13 protein-coding genes, 1 pseudogene and 1 riboswitch are annotated in these 13,148 nt (G+C 43.6%); of the genes and pseudogenes, 7 read left to right on the top strand and 7 right to left on the bottom strand.

The window, feature by feature from the left end:
- Window positions 1-110: 110 nt before the first annotated feature.
- Window positions 111-320, bottom strand: a pseudogene (locus AC5O63_RS11700) (carboxypeptidase M32); the annotation flags it as partial.
- Window positions 321-415: 95 nt separating this feature from the next.
- Here AC5O63_RS11700 and AC5O63_RS11695 point away from each other — a divergent pair.
- Together AC5O63_RS11695 and AC5O63_RS11690 are read left to right on the top strand one after the other, a co-directional pair.
- Window positions 416-1,213: a DUF3800 domain-containing protein gene (locus tag AC5O63_RS11695; RefSeq protein ID WP_494505105.1), complete on the top strand. Its 798-nt coding sequence runs from the start codon at window positions 416-418 to the stop codon at window positions 1,211-1,213.
- Window positions 1,214-1,569: 356 nt separating this feature from the next.
- Window positions 1,570-1,845 (top strand): hypothetical protein, encoded by a 276-nt coding sequence (locus AC5O63_RS11690; RefSeq protein WP_494505104.1) that lies wholly within the window; start codon window positions 1,570-1,572, stop codon window positions 1,843-1,845.
- 63 nt (window positions 1,846-1,908) lie between these two features.
- Here the strand turns inward: AC5O63_RS11690 and AC5O63_RS11685 are convergent, their stop codons facing one another.
- Window positions 1,909-3,390 carry a carboxypeptidase M32 gene (locus AC5O63_RS11685; RefSeq protein WP_494505103.1) on the bottom strand — a complete coding sequence of 494 codons (1,482 nt, stop codon included), beginning with the start codon at window positions 3,388-3,390 and terminating at the stop codon, window positions 1,909-1,911.
- Between the two features lie 154 nt (window positions 3,391-3,544).
- Between AC5O63_RS11685 and AC5O63_RS11680 the strand changes: the two genes are divergently transcribed.
- Window positions 3,545-4,186 carry a LysE family translocator gene (locus AC5O63_RS11680; protein ID WP_494505102.1) on the top strand — a complete coding sequence of 214 codons (642 nt, stop codon included), beginning with the start codon at window positions 3,545-3,547 and terminating at the stop codon, window positions 4,184-4,186.
- Here AC5O63_RS11680 and AC5O63_RS11675 read toward each other — a convergent pair.
- From AC5O63_RS11675 to AC5O63_RS11665, 3 genes are all read right to left on the bottom strand, one after another.
- The gene (locus AC5O63_RS11675; protein WP_494505101.1) at window positions 4,177-4,938 is read right to left on the bottom strand and encodes an alpha/beta fold hydrolase; all 762 of its coding nucleotides are present in this window, start codon (window positions 4,936-4,938) and stop codon (window positions 4,177-4,179) included. The two genes, AC5O63_RS11680 and AC5O63_RS11675, sit on opposite strands and share 10 nt — an antisense overlap.
- Window positions 4,926-5,939, bottom strand: coding sequence for a DUF2817 domain-containing protein (locus tag AC5O63_RS11670; RefSeq protein ID WP_494505100.1), 1,014 nt, complete (start codon window positions 5,937-5,939; stop codon window positions 4,926-4,928). Before AC5O63_RS11670 ends, AC5O63_RS11675 begins: the two co-directional genes overlap by 13 nt.
- 140 nt (window positions 5,940-6,079) lie before the next feature.
- Complete coding sequence (locus AC5O63_RS11665) at window positions 6,080-7,450, bottom strand: alanine/glycine:cation symporter family protein (protein WP_494505099.1); 1,371 nt, start codon at window positions 7,448-7,450, stop codon at window positions 6,080-6,082.
- Between the two features lie 106 nt (window positions 7,451-7,556).
- Window positions 7,557-7,651: riboswitch (glycine riboswitch) on the bottom strand.
- A 421-nt stretch (window positions 7,652-8,072) separates the two neighbouring features.
- On the opposite strand from AC5O63_RS11665, the gene AC5O63_RS11660 reads away from it, so the two are divergent.
- On the top strand, window positions 8,073-8,315 hold the full coding sequence (locus AC5O63_RS11660; protein WP_494505098.1) for a hypothetical protein: 243 nt from the start codon (window positions 8,073-8,075) through the stop codon (window positions 8,313-8,315).
- A 55-nt stretch (window positions 8,316-8,370) separates the two neighbouring features.
- Here the strand turns inward: AC5O63_RS11660 and AC5O63_RS11655 are convergent, their stop codons facing one another.
- Window positions 8,371-8,709, bottom strand: coding sequence for a 50S ribosome-binding protein YggL (locus AC5O63_RS11655; protein WP_171324153.1), 339 nt, complete (start codon window positions 8,707-8,709; stop codon window positions 8,371-8,373).
- Window positions 8,710-8,950: 241 nt separating this feature from the next.
- On the opposite strand from AC5O63_RS11655, the gene AC5O63_RS11650 reads away from it, so the two are divergent.
- The 3 genes from AC5O63_RS11650 to AC5O63_RS11640 all read left to right on the top strand — a co-directional run bounded on the left by AC5O63_RS11650 (window position 8,951) and on the right by AC5O63_RS11640 (window position 11,796).
- Window positions 8,951-9,109: a hypothetical protein gene (locus AC5O63_RS11650; RefSeq protein WP_004743471.1), complete on the top strand. Its 159-nt coding sequence runs from the start codon at window positions 8,951-8,953 to the stop codon at window positions 9,107-9,109.
- 17 nt (window positions 9,110-9,126) lie between these two features.
- Window positions 9,127-9,861 (top strand): chromosome partitioning protein ParA, encoded by a 735-nt coding sequence (locus AC5O63_RS11645; RefSeq protein ID WP_494505097.1) that lies wholly within the window; start codon window positions 9,127-9,129, stop codon window positions 9,859-9,861.
- A 141-nt stretch (window positions 9,862-10,002) separates the two neighbouring features.
- The gene (locus tag AC5O63_RS11640) at window positions 10,003-11,796 is read left to right on the top strand and encodes a putative bifunctional diguanylate cyclase/phosphodiesterase (protein ID WP_494505096.1); all 1,794 of its coding nucleotides are present in this window, start codon (window positions 10,003-10,005) and stop codon (window positions 11,794-11,796) included.
- Window positions 11,797-11,856: 60 nt separating this feature from the next.
- On the opposite strand, the gene AC5O63_RS11635 is transcribed toward AC5O63_RS11640, so the two are convergent.
- Entirely contained in the window at window positions 11,857-12,963 is a 1,107-nt protein-coding gene (locus AC5O63_RS11635) for a M20/M25/M40 family metallo-hydrolase (protein ID WP_004749168.1), read from the bottom strand.
- Between the last annotated feature and the right edge of the window lie 185 nt (window positions 12,964-13,148).

Here is a 13,148-nt window from a genome sequence, read left to right as displayed (position 1 = left end):
TTGCCTGAAAGAGTGCGTCAGTCAGGCAGTCAAACCGTTGTCTTAGTTTTTACAAATTAGCCCAAGTAACGTGTTTTTAAATGCTCTTGGAAGAACTTGGCATTGAGTGTTTAACCAGTCGCTTGCTTCACCAGTTCATCCGTGGTTAACAAGCTTCCTTTACTCCAGATCTTATCTTCTAGCCAAGCGAAAATAGGTGATAGGTCGCCGCTTCGAATTGCGCCGTCTACATCAACTGTTTGTTTCATGGCCGACATAAACTGAGCCGCGTACATGGCACCTAATGTGTATGACGGGAAGTAACCAAATGCGCCGTCTGTCTCGTACTTAAAATTTCATCGCGTCTTTGTATGCATTCTGATTTATAGTATTGTGTAGAGTATGAATGGTTCTGGTGATAGTCGGAGTTGATTGGGTGGAAGAGTTAATAGCCTTTTCAGATGAAAGCGGCAATACCGCGGGTTGCCCTTGCTACACAATAGGAATATTAGTTGTACCTAAGAGCTACTTACCCGAGCTAGAGCGTGTCGTTGATCAGCTGATTTCAAGAAGTGGCGTGCGAGGCGAGTTAAAATGGCAGAAGATTAGAAATAGTGCAGGTAAACTAAACCTCTGTATTGAACTAGTGAAGTTTATACACAAAAGTCCATGCTCGTTTCATAGTATTGTCGTCCGCAAAGACGTTTATAGGAAATGGCACCGAGATGAGGAAGAAGCATTTTTTACCACCTATGACTTTTTACTTGCGAACACACTAAAGAATAAACGAAACAAAACAACAGTTAGAATGGATCAAAAAAGTACATCCTATAAAAAGCAGGATGAAGTAGTTAAGATTATCAGTAACAATATGCTTCAAAACAAGTCGGGTCGAAAGGTGATTGAAGAGCTGAGCATGGAAGACTCAAAAAATCACTTGGCGTTACAGGCTGTCGATATATTGACTGGTGCAGTTAATACAGGTCATTGGCTATATCTAGATGAAAATGCACAAATAGACCTTGCTAAGAAAATCGCTTGCAAACGTATTGCAATGACATTGGGTTGGGATAAGTTAATTTATGACACGATGCCCAATGATGTTTTTAACATTTGGCATTTTCCACAAGAATACAGATCTATACCAGCCACCAAAGATGTGAAAACAAACCTAGATGTATCAACGGTTACTAGAGAGCAGTTTGAGCATTGGTCGAAAAAATATGGTAAGTGACAAATAGCTTGCTACAGGTTGCCGCTGACTACGTTTCACTAAGTAAAGCAATACGCGAGTATTTTTGTTAGTTTTGGCTCATCGATTCGGTTAACGACTTACTAAATGATTTTGAAAATATGTAGGGTATAGTGTTTCACCAATTCATCCGTGGTTAACAAGCTTCCATTACTCCAGATTTTATCTTCTAGCCAAGTGAAGATAGGTGATAGGTCACCATTTCGGCTTACGTAGTCAACGTCAAACACCTTTCCGATCAGTAGAGATACTCATAGTTGTTGAGTCAAATTGAGCCCATATTTGACCTCAAGATAATGTTGGCACAAAATTGTTGCTTAACTTTTAGCGAGGTCACTATGAATAAGACTCATACGATGTCACAACGCGTTGCAATTGATAAACTTAGTAATCCTGACGCCTTCAAAGGCGGCTGTGTCGTAACTAAAGATGGTACGGCTGAGCTTTATATTCAAACTGCGGAAGAAAGGGAACAAGAAGAACGAGCTATTCATGCTGAACGACAGGCAAATGCGCTGTTAAAGTTGGCTCTGATGGCTAAAGATGATGTTGCGGCTGGTCGAGTTCACACTAGAAAAGAACTACTAGAACGTGTTCGTGCCTCAAGAGTTTGACTCTTGTAGTTATTCAATTGAACTAGTGCGGGAACAGCCTGAGTGACTGTTCCCGCATTAAGCTTATAAATAGCGGCTCTTCAAATGCTCTTGGAAGAACTTGGCATTGAGTGTTTCACCAGTCGCATGCTGCACAAGTTCATCCGTGGTTAACAAGCTCCCTTTACTCCAGATCTTATCTTCTAGCCAAATGAAAATAGGTGATAGGTCGCCGCTTCGAATTGCGCCATCCACATCAACCGTTTGTTTCATTGCAGCCATAAACTGAGCCGCATACATGGCACCTAATGTGTATGACGGGAAGTAACCAAATGCACCGTCTGTCCAGTGGATGTCTTGCATACAACCATTCTTATAATTGCCTTCAGTTGAAAGCCCTAAGTACTGTTGCATTTTTTGATTCCACAACTCTGGAACATCAGTGTGTTTGATCTTGCCATTGATCAGGTCACGCTCGATTTCATAGCGCAAAATGACGTGAGCAGGGTAGGTGAGCTCGTCAGCATCGACGCGGATAAAGTCTTTCTTAACTCGTGTGTAGAGTTTTTGGAAGTTTGATTGCGAGAATAGCTCTGCGCTGTGACCATCAAAATGCTGGCCAGCTAGACGAGCAAGGTGTTCGATAAATGCGTCACTTCGGCCTACTTGCATTTCAAAGAATAGAGACTGAGATTCGTGGATTCCCATTGAACGCGCTTCACCAGATGCTAAGCCAGACAGTGCTTTTGGCAGTCCTTGCTCATAGCGAGCATGCCCAGTTTCGTGAACAATGCCCATTAAGGACTGAACAAACTCGCTTTCATCGTAACGAGTGGTAATACGAACGTCCGTTGGTACGCCGCCACAAAATGGGTGAACACTTTCATCTAAGCGTCCGTGATTGAAGTCAAATTGAAGTAGCTTCATTACTTCGAGGCCAAGCGCTTTCTGTTTACTGGTATCGAAAGTGCCTTCTGCTTGTACGAAATGTTCAGCGGCTTGCTTATCGATCACTTGGTTGATCAGTTCAGGTAACCAAGTTTTTACGTCGCTAAACAGACGGTCAAGAGATTCGGAATTAGTTCCCGGTTCATAGATATCGAGCATGGCATCGTAAGGAGAAAGACCATTTACTTCAGCGCGAATTTGCGCTTCTTCTTGTGAGACCTTTACCACCTCTGCCCAGTTTTTTTCAAAACCCTGCCAGTCATTGTCTCCGCGTTGGGTACGCCATGCGTGCTCACATTTAGAACCCGCTAAAGATTTGGCCTGCACTAATGACTCTGGTAACACGTTCGCCTGTTGCCATTGACGCTTTAACTCGCGCAATGTGGCTTTATCTTGAGTGTTTAGCTGTTCAGATTCGGCTTCGGCAAACCAGTCTTCTAGTTGTGGCTGAGTATGTAAGCCGTGAATGTGCACCGACAGTTCTGCCATTGCTTCCGAGCGAGCTTGATTTCCGCCTGATGGCATAACCGCTGCTTGGTCCCAACCACAAATAGCAGCAAGGTGATTGAAGTGAGAAATCTTCTTAGAATGTTGTTTGAGTTTTTCGAATGCGCTCATGGATCGCCTTCCGTGACTATTGATTTGTAAAGGCGAAAGCTTATCAATCAATGATTATGAGACCAAGTGAATTTAATCAAGAGTTGAACCTCGGTTATACCTTCCTATACCATGGGTGAAATTGTAAACAGACCCTAATCAGTCAGGACGACCCATGATTATGAATTTCGAAGCCTTTTTAATCGCAATTACTATTCTTACCCTGACTCCGGGGTTAGACACTGCCTTGGTAATTCGTAACTCCTCGCGCGGTGGTTTTAGTGATGGCTTTTTAACAAGCTTAGGGATATGTCTTGGTCTGTTCGTCCACGCCACCTTTTCAGCCGTGGGTATTTCTGCGATTTTGGCGCAATCTGCCGAACTGTTTAACGCAGTGAAGATGGTTGGTGCAGCCTACTTAATATGGCTAGGTGTGATGACCTTGAAAGGTCTCTTAAATGGAACGAGTTCAGGTTTAAATACAAACGCCGTGGTGGGCTCAACGCCTCTTGATGCTAAGCGATCATTACGTGAAGGCTTTCTCTCTAACGTGCTAAACCCTAAAACAGCGGTTTTCTACCTCGCGTTTTTGCCTCAGTTCATCAACCCTGAAGGTTCAGCATTCTTACAATCTTGCTTAATGGCTGCGATCCATTTTGTTATTGCTATGGTTTGGCAGTGTGGTTTAGCTGGTGTGCTTACGAAAGCGAAAAACTTGCTTCAAAGTCCGCGATTTACCCGCTGGATGGAAGGTTCGACAGGGGCTGTTTTAGTCTTTCTTGGCATCAAGCTTTTGGTTGAAAAGCCTCAGGTATAGTCTGTGCTTAGCTCGATATTGGCAAACCAGTGTAAAAGATGATCACAAAGTGCGTGCGGTTTGGCTAACGGCAAGTCGTGCGCATCACAATCAAAGCGTTTTAATTCTACCTTCCAACCCTTCGCGATAGCTTCTCCACATCGACTATCTACTAGTTTGTCTCGCTCACTGACAATGATTTGTGTTGGAATTGCTGGTGGAGTACTTTGCCCTTTAAATCTTGCCGCAGCATACAATTGGCGAATCGCATTGCGTGCCGTGACAGGGTGATTTCGTGCAAGATTAAGGTGATGTTCGATCACTTCGGGGCGATGCAGGCTGATTGGGCTCGTCCATTCGATGATGGACTGTTGGAATGCATCACTTCCTTTTAAACTTGATGCGCCAATAATGAGTAGTGCCTGAAGATTTATTCGTTGCCAAAAAGGACTGTAGCGAGAAAAACTCGGATTAATCAGGGTTAAGCTTGCTACCTGACCCGGTAGTGTATGTGCCCAATGACTGGCGAGCATGGAACCCATTGAAATCGCAACTAAGTGATAGCGTTCGCAGTCCTTAGGGAGTTGTGCAATCACGGGAGTAAGCATTTTCTTGATACTGCTTGGGCTGGTCTGGTAGTAAAGCTCACCGTTACCGGGCACATTGGGTGTGATGACCGTGAGCTCGGGAGAGGCTTGTTGAAAGGCATTGACCGTATCCTGCCAATGACCACTTTCTCTTAATAATCCTCTAACTAAGACTATCGGTACCATAAATTGTTGGCCTTTTCCCTATACTTTTCTTCATCGCTTATCGACATCTCGGCGAGTAAATTGTTGTCGAGCACCTGAATTAAATAGCTTAGCAGAGTACTGTGTCGCCGTTGTACCCGTTTGATCCTATGGGGTTTAGTTGGGTGAAACATTTGGCTAAATCGCAGCATCTGTATTGGGTTCTTTTTCACCCATAGCCATGAACCAAGTTCAAGAGTGAGCGGTAAAAAGTCGTGCTCTGATTTCGTTTGGTGTTGCATAAGCATCCAATCCCAAAAGTCGCCATGAGTTGTGTACTGGTGCCATTGCGGTTCAAACTGGTAAAGCTCATAGTGAGGGTAGCTTTTGCGAAACTGCCTATACAGCAAGTAGTATTGGGACAAATTACTTGGTGGTTGTTTACTGTGGGCATACGGAAACCAAAGTCTATCACGTGCGCCAAAGCCACTATGAAGGTCGAGTAGAATCGTTGATCTAGAATCCTTGGTACAGCTGAGAATGTACTGTGACAAGGCTTGTAGCTCCCGCTCCATTTGATCCGGGTTACCACGATACCATGGCAGTGCAGAACTAAAATCTTGCCCAGCATAGAGTTGATGAATAGGATTTGAGCTTTTGATTGGCGCGTTTCTCATCAAATCGACACCATTATGGTTGGCTCGCTTTTTAAGAGCGACGCCCCACGGATTAACGACTGGAATCGCGACGATTCGAACTCGTTCCAACGTCTCTTTTAACTGCCTGTCCCACTCTAGTCTGCGTAGTAAGCTCTTTACAAACGCCAGAATGATCTGGCTACCAATCCGCTCGACACCATGAATTGCGCCAATAAAGAAAAGGCAGGGAGATTGTTGAATGTTTGCTCCTATTTCCAAAGCGTATAATGGCAGAGACTTCCCTTGATGCGGGATCTTATCAAGGAGGTTTAAACGTACGTGCTTAGGATACTGCTCCGAAAGTTGTTCAATGTGTTGAATGTCGCGGGGGATATGTCCAATCATTTTGAAGCTCTAACAGGGTTTGAGACAAGTTTAGAACTGTAGGAGGTCGATTGGGTGAAGTATTTGTTTCAGTTAGATAAAACAAAAATGCGAAGCGTTACGGCTTCGCATTGGTTGGGCTTAATCAGAGTCTAATGAGTCTAAACCGTCACTCGATTATTTCGAACTGCTGAAACTTGCGCAAAGTAAAGCTTTGTTTCCTCAACCACAACATGGCGTAAAGCAATAAGACCAATTAGGTTTGGAATTGCCATTAGACCGTTCACGATATCGGCAATAATCCAGATCATATCTAGGTGTAAGAAGGCGCCAGAAGCAACTAAGCAAACGAACACAAGTTTGTATGGCCACACCGCTTTGGTGCCAAATAGGTAAACCACGCAGCGTTCACCATAGTAGTTCCAACCTAAAATGGTGGTGAAGGCAAAGAAGATCAAACCAATTGAGACAAGCATTGGTCCAAATGTGTCGGCATTAAGGCCAACCGCAAAGGCATGAGTGGTCATGGCTGCACCTGCAAAGTCACTTTGCCAAGCACCAGTAAGAATCAGCGCAAGACCCGTCATAGTACAAATAATGATGGTGTCGAAGAAGGTGCCTGTCATTGAGATCAGGCCCTGTTTTACACATGAATCGGTTTTTGCTGCCGCTGCCGCCATTGGCGCACTACCTAGGCCAGATTCGTTAGAAAATACGCCGCGAGCAATACCTGACTGGATGGCTAGCATGATGCTCGCGCCTAAGAATCCGCCAGTAGCTGCTGTGGACGTGAAGGCAGAAACCAGTACAAGCTCTACCGCATCTAGTAGCTTGTCTGCATTCATAATAATAACGCTTAAACAGGCTAATACGTAGAACAGTGCCATGGTCGGTACGACTTTACCGGCGACCTTCGCGATAGATTTAATACCGCCCAGTGTTACAAAAGCAACAAGCAGTGTCAGTACACTGGCAGAGATTTCGCGAGAAACACCAAACGAGATCTCGCTAGCGTCTAAGATCGCGTTGACCTGCGGGAAGGTACCGATGCCGAAGCAGGCTACGCCCAATGCAAATACAGCGAACATCACAGCTAAAGCTTTAGAACCTACCCCATATTGCAGGTAGTACATAGGGCCACCGATCATCTGGCCTTTGTCGTCGACTTTGCGGTATTTTACAGCAAGCAAACACTCTGCGTATTTGGTCGCCATACCGAATAGGGCTGCAAGCCACATCCAGAATAGAGCACCTGGTCCACCAAGTTTGATTGCTGTCGCGACACCTACGATGTTACCTGTACCGATTGTTGCTGATAGGGCAGTACACAACGCAGCGAAACTAGAGACGTCGCCTTGTTTTTTAGAATCATCTTTACTGAAGACCATTTTTAGCGCTGTCGGCAGGTGTCGAAACTGTAGTAAGCCCAAACGAAAAGTAAAGTAGACACCGGTACCAACCAATAAGATCAATAGTGGTGGACCCCAGACAAAGCTGTCGATTGTTTTAAGTAAAGATTGAAGGTTATCCATGATTTCCCCTTAAGTGATAATGCTTATTTAAGGAGAAGAGTGAAAGTGCAGAGATCATTGATCCCGATTAGCTACAGGCAGAAAAACGACATAGCTGAATTGTTCTTTCCACTCCTCTGTCCTTTGTGCCTGAGAGTTTCACCTACGAATAGGCTTGCTCCTTCGGCGACCGATTTAACGGTTCTCTCCAGAGGCTCCTCCAACTACAGTCCCCGCCACCTAAGTGGCACCTGAAAGATTTACTTCTTCGGTAGGTTATTCTTGCCAAATGTTAATATTTGGTAAATAACCACTCTCCTGCAGTCTTCATCGGAACAATTGCTCGACTTATCGAGTAATTGCTAGTCGATAGCACTGGTTGCTATCGATGTGTGAACTCTATCATTATTTTTTTGTATTTCAATAGCTGATTTACATCAAATGAAAGGTTTTTATAGTGATGATTTGTTGATGTTTAATGGTATTGATGGTGTCATTAAGACACGATTTTAATTAAGTCAAAATGACTCTTGTGGTGTTTGATTGTTTTTGTAAGTGTAAGATTTTAAATAATATTAATTTTTGGCAAGGTATGTGCAATGTAGAGGGCATAAAACAATAAAATGATCAAAGTGAGGTCGATATGTTTGCTCAACCAACCAATACTACTTTTAATAAACTTTTGAACTTTTCGAATGTTGCACTGCTATTAACCTTTATCGCGTTAGTTGTCAGTGTACTTATCTCCTATCCATACGCTGATAAATTTACCTTAGGTGAACAGATTGCTGCACATATAAGCACGATTGTCATTGCTGCTTTGTTAAAAGTAAGTTATGTAACGCGCTGTTTGGCTCAATATAATCTTGGGATGGAAGTGAGATAGAGATACAAAAATAGCGCCGTAAATGGCGCAATTTTGCATAGACAGGGGGCGGAAATTAGAAGTAGTTTGCGTCTACCAATTCGCTAGTTTGTACTGATTTAACCTCTTCACGAGCTTCTAGCCATGCAACAACCTGTGCTTTTTGTTCTTCAGTCACATCGGCATAGCGAGCATTGCAGCATAAGAAGCCTTCAAACAGCTCTAGGCCGCCGCCACCAAAGCAAAGGCCTAAGCCATCAATGTAATCGATGAACTCATCGACAAACACATCATACTTATCGAAATCGGTGATTGTGGTTTCGCAGCTTAGTTCGAATCCAAGCATTGCAAATTCACCCAAGAATAGTTTCTTTTGGATGCGGCGTTTTTTGTTGTCCAACTTGTATGGTTTCATCGTTTTTTCTCACTATTTTTCGTTAGCTCTTTATACCTTAGTTCGACCAGAGCACCAAACAAAATGCTGTGTACGGCGCTAAAATGCTCGTAATTTACTCTTAGATTTGCACTTTGATAACAAAGTAACCATTTGAATCAATTAAATTTAAATTCTTAGCCAGTAAAATTACGCGTTTCTGACTATTTGAGCGTAAAAATGGTATAAAGTAATGAATAGAAAGTCTGCCTAAGGAGAGGTTATGACAAGGTTACTTGCAATTGCATTTTTAGTGGCTTTAGCGTTTGTTTTGATTCGTTATCGGACAAGCGAAAAGCTACAGAAATACGTGGTTGTTACTTTGGTTTCTGGCTTTTTACTTTATACAACTACACTCATGATTACAGAGCTGATGCGTTAACCCTCAGGAGCATATAAGTGAACGAACATACTGATAACCAAGAGAACGAAGACGTCGTCGTTATTGAAGAACGAGACAAGCGAACGCATCTCTACATTATCATCGCGGGTGTTTTAGGTTTGGCGTTAGGGGGCTTGGTTGGCTCATCACTGACTGCAAAAAAGTGGGAATCGACTTATCAGACTTTGGAGCAGCAATACCAAACCTTGGCCGAAGATAAGCAGAAAATGGTCGTTCAGGTTGAAGAGAAAGTGGCTAAGGTCGACGATGAAGTGGAACTCAAGCTACAAAAAGCGATAGAGGAACAACAAGCTGAGCACCAAGAAGCGATCGGTAAACTAGAACAGCAAGTCAACGAGCTGGAAAAAGTTAACCTGTCGCTTGAGGAGCAGATCGCTACGCAAAAAGATCAGCTGCAGACTGCGAACTCACAAAACAACAAGCTTAATCGGCAAGCTGACATGCAGGCGACTATGTTTGAGCGTTCTCGTGAATTGTTTCAACAAGAGCTAAGAGTAAAAATGGAGCTAGAGTCCCTAGAGAAAGAGAGGGAAGAACTCCAACCTAAGATCTCAGAGCTTAAGAAAGCATGTGATATCTATTTAGAAGGGACGTCTTGGGACGCTAAATCAGATTCGTGTGATAAACAAGATGAGGCTCAATCTCGCTTGAGCCAAGTAGAACAGATGATTAGGGTTCATCAAATGGATCTAAAGCAGATGAAAGCCCTATCTGACGAGCTCGGCCTGTAGAACCCGTTCTGTTTGAATGAAACAACGCCTCATTTTTGAGGCGTTTTTGCTATTTTCGCAATTGTAAATCTATTTGAGTCCGCCGAAGATGCCAAATATGCGCTACTGTTTATTAGAAGAAACAAGTAAGCAAGGCATCAAATGCAGCAGCTATTTAAGGTAAACGAAGCCGTACAAGTTATCGCTTATATCGCCTACATCGTTGCAGTAGGGGTTATGTCCCACTCATTTTTGCTGCAACCGCACCCTTGGGAATATGCATTCTACCTATTCCCCGTTTTGTTATTGTTAGCATTGTATTGTACCAACCGATCTCTCAAACACGTATTTGCTTTTTCAGCCACTAGTTTGTTCTTGATTGGAGGATTGATTCAACCTTTCCCTCTAGATCTTGTTAAAGCGTGTCTATTCTTCTTACCGCTTTGCTATATAGTGCTGTTTCCGGGAACATTGTGGTCAATTGCGGTATGTGCTGCACTGATTAATGGCTACTTATACCAGTTAACCATTTCAGATTTTCATACGTTTATTGATACCTCAATTGAGATGACCGCAGTCACTGTGTTTGCCACATTAATGACTTACTTGTTTGTAAAAACGCAACAACAAGCGGCGACTTTTAAAACAGAAAGTCAGACCGACTACTTGACGAAACTGCCCAATGCCAATGCCTATAAAGAGGATATCGATAAGATAACTGAGCATAATGCGAAACATTTTGGGATGGTGCACATTGGTCTTGAAGGGTTTAAAAATGTTAACGACCGCTTAGGTTATCGCTATGGTGATGAGTTACTCATCGCGTTCTCTAAGCACATTACCGGTATTGTGGGAGATGTAGGCAAAGTATATCGATTTGGCGGAGATGAATTTATTGTTGTTGTCGAGAATAAGGATCTTCAACCTAAACTTGAGCAGTTGGTCGATGAGTTAAATCGCCATCAAAGAGCGATGTTTGATGTAGATAATACGTCTCATCGACTCTCCTATTGTATTGGAGTTGCCTATGCAGCAGATGCGGTAGGTAGCCCAGAAGTGTGGGAGAAAAACGCTGACTTCGCTCTATATAAAGCTCGCTCGGTCGGTGGTGGGGCAGTGTGTTGGTTTGATGATGAGTTGCTTGGGGAAACCATAAGGCAGCATCAAATCGAAACAGAGATACGTTCTGCCTTATCTAGCCACCAGTTTATTCTTATGTTTCAACCTAAGGTAGACGTTGAATCAGTTAAGATAGTCGGTGCGGAAGCCTTGCTGCGCTGGAACCACCCGCAACTCGGGCCAATATCTCCGGCGGAGTTTATTCCAATTGCTGAAAAGACGACCCAGATTGTGCCTATAGGTCACTGGATCATCCATGAAGCGTGTCGCCAAGCGAAACAGTATTATGATCAGCACCTACCGGTTTGTATTGCGGTCAATGTTTCAACCGTGCAGTTTGCGCATGCAGACCTATTTGAAGTGGTGTGTAAGGCGCTCAAAGAGACACAACTTCCTTCGCATCTATTACAGCTAGAAATTACGGAATCTACCTTGATGAGCGATCCGGAGAACATTACCGATATATGCCGTCAGCTAAGAGCGATTGGTGTCTCTATCGCGATAGATGACTTTGGTGTTGAGTACTCAAGCCTCAAATATTTAAAACAACTGCCTATTGATATTATCAAGATTGATAAGTGTTTTATTGATGAGTGTGCTATCAATCACTCTGATCGGGTACTTGTCCGTACCATCATTCAAATGGGGCACAGTTTAGGGATCAAACTTGTTGCGGAAGGGGTCGAATTTCAGGAGCAGTTGGATGTTCTTGTGCAAGAAGGCTGCGATCAGTATCAGGGCTATCTGTTTTCACAACCCCTTAACCATGATGAGTTTGCCTCAATGATGACTCAGGAAATGCGCGAGGAAAGGGTGGTGAAATTGACCAAAGAGTAGCGCGTGACAATCAATAAAACAAAAGCCGCAATTTGCGGCTTTTGTGGTTTTCAACGTTACTTAGTGTGTTAGATAGTGCTCAACAAACTCCGTCACTTTCACCATATCATCAATAGCAATGAACTCTTCTGTAGTATGAACTTTTGCCATACCAGTAGAGATATTAACCGTGGTTAACCCTTTGGCATTAAAGTTGTTGGCATCACTACCACCACCGGTCCCTTTAGTGTAAGGGTTTGCACCAATGGCTTCGAAAGAGGCTTTTACCGACTCAATATGTGGATGATCATTTGCAATTACAAACGCGTTGTATGCACGGGTCGATTCAATCTCAACTTGTGCGCCATGCTTATCTGCTGCCGCTTGGAAGGTTTCAACCATATGAGCAACTTGTGCTGTCAGTTTTTCATCGTTTAGTGAGCGCGCTTCTGCAACCACTTTTAGCTCAGGCATAACGATGTTGGTTGCGTTACCACCTTGAACAATACCGATGTTAGCCGTTGTCTCTTCATCAATACGCAGTAACTTCATGTTGGTGATGGCTTCAGAGGCGACTTGAATCGCGCTGATACCTTCTTCCGGTGCTAAGCCTGCATGGGCAGGGCGACCAATAAAGTTAGCAACGATCTTTTGCTGGCCCGGTGCGGCATTGACGATAGTACCAATAGGACCACCGGTATCTAATACGATTGCTTTGTCGGCTTGAATGTAAGACATGTCGAAGTTTTCAGAACCGAATAGGCCGCCTTCCTCATGCACCGTGAAGGCAAGTTCAATGGTCTTGTGCGCTAGGTTTTGCGCTTTAATGCTGCGAACTGCTTCCATAATCGCGGCAATACCCGATTTGTCATCACCACCTAAAATAGTGTTGCCTTTCGAACGAATGATGCCGTCTTCAATCACTGGCTCAATACCAATGCCTGGAGTCACGGTATCCATATGGCAGCTAAGCACAACGCTATCGTCAATCGTACCTTCTAGTCGAGCATAGACGTTAAAGCCATTTGAAACCTCTTCAGGCACTGGCAGTTTATGGACAGTAAAGCCTAGCTCGCCTAACTGTTCTGCTAGCGCCTGCGCAATTTGTATTTCATTGCGAGATTCGCTGTCAATTTTCACTAGCTGGATAAAGTGTTCTACCAGACGTTCACGGTTAATTTGAGTCATTGTTATACCTCGTTAAGGAACAGAGGAAGTAACCATAACGGCTCGAAGGGGAGATTTGTCTGCGCTATATCAATCTATCAGCAACTCCTAATGTCAATTTATGGTTAACGATTTGCTCGGTAATTTTATGTGAGTGATTGGATTGATTTGCTCAATGTAACGAGGCAGCTAGACCTGTTTGTTCT

It is taken from the genome of Vibrio sp. SCP2, from assembly GCF_059295395.1.
This window is presented reverse-complemented; position numbering and strand designations above follow the sequence as displayed.

Coding starts and splice junctions, on each gene's coding strand:
- AC5O63_RS11680 (WP_494505102.1), top strand. CDS start 3,545: ATGATTATGAATTTCGAAGCCTTTTTAATCGCAATTACTATTCTTACC.
- AC5O63_RS11650 (WP_004743471.1), top strand. CDS start 8,951: ATGACAAGGTTACTTGCAATTGCATTTTTAGTGGCTTTAGCGTTTGTT.
- AC5O63_RS11660 (WP_494505098.1), top strand. CDS start 8,073: ATGTTTGCTCAACCAACCAATACTACTTTTAATAAACTTTTGAACTTT.
- AC5O63_RS11670 (WP_494505100.1), bottom strand. CDS start 5,939: ATGATTGGACATATCCCCCGCGACATTCAACACATTGAACAACTTTCG.
- AC5O63_RS11685 (WP_494505103.1), bottom strand. CDS start 3,390: ATGAGCGCATTCGAAAAACTCAAACAACATTCTAAGAAGATTTCTCAC.
- AC5O63_RS11655 (WP_171324153.1), bottom strand. CDS start 8,709: ATGAAACCATACAAGTTGGACAACAAAAAACGCCGCATCCAAAAGAAA.
- AC5O63_RS11690 (WP_494505104.1), top strand. CDS start 1,570: ATGAATAAGACTCATACGATGTCACAACGCGTTGCAATTGATAAACTT.
- AC5O63_RS11675 (WP_494505101.1), bottom strand. CDS start 4,938: ATGGTACCGATAGTCTTAGTTAGAGGATTATTAAGAGAAAGTGGTCAT.
- AC5O63_RS11640 (WP_494505096.1), top strand. CDS start 10,003: ATGCAGCAGCTATTTAAGGTAAACGAAGCCGTACAAGTTATCGCTTAT.
- AC5O63_RS11665 (WP_494505099.1), bottom strand. CDS start 7,450: ATGGATAACCTTCAATCTTTACTTAAAACAATCGACAGCTTTGTCTGG.
- AC5O63_RS11635 (WP_004749168.1), bottom strand. CDS start 12,963: ATGACTCAAATTAACCGTGAACGTCTGGTAGAACACTTTATCCAGCTA.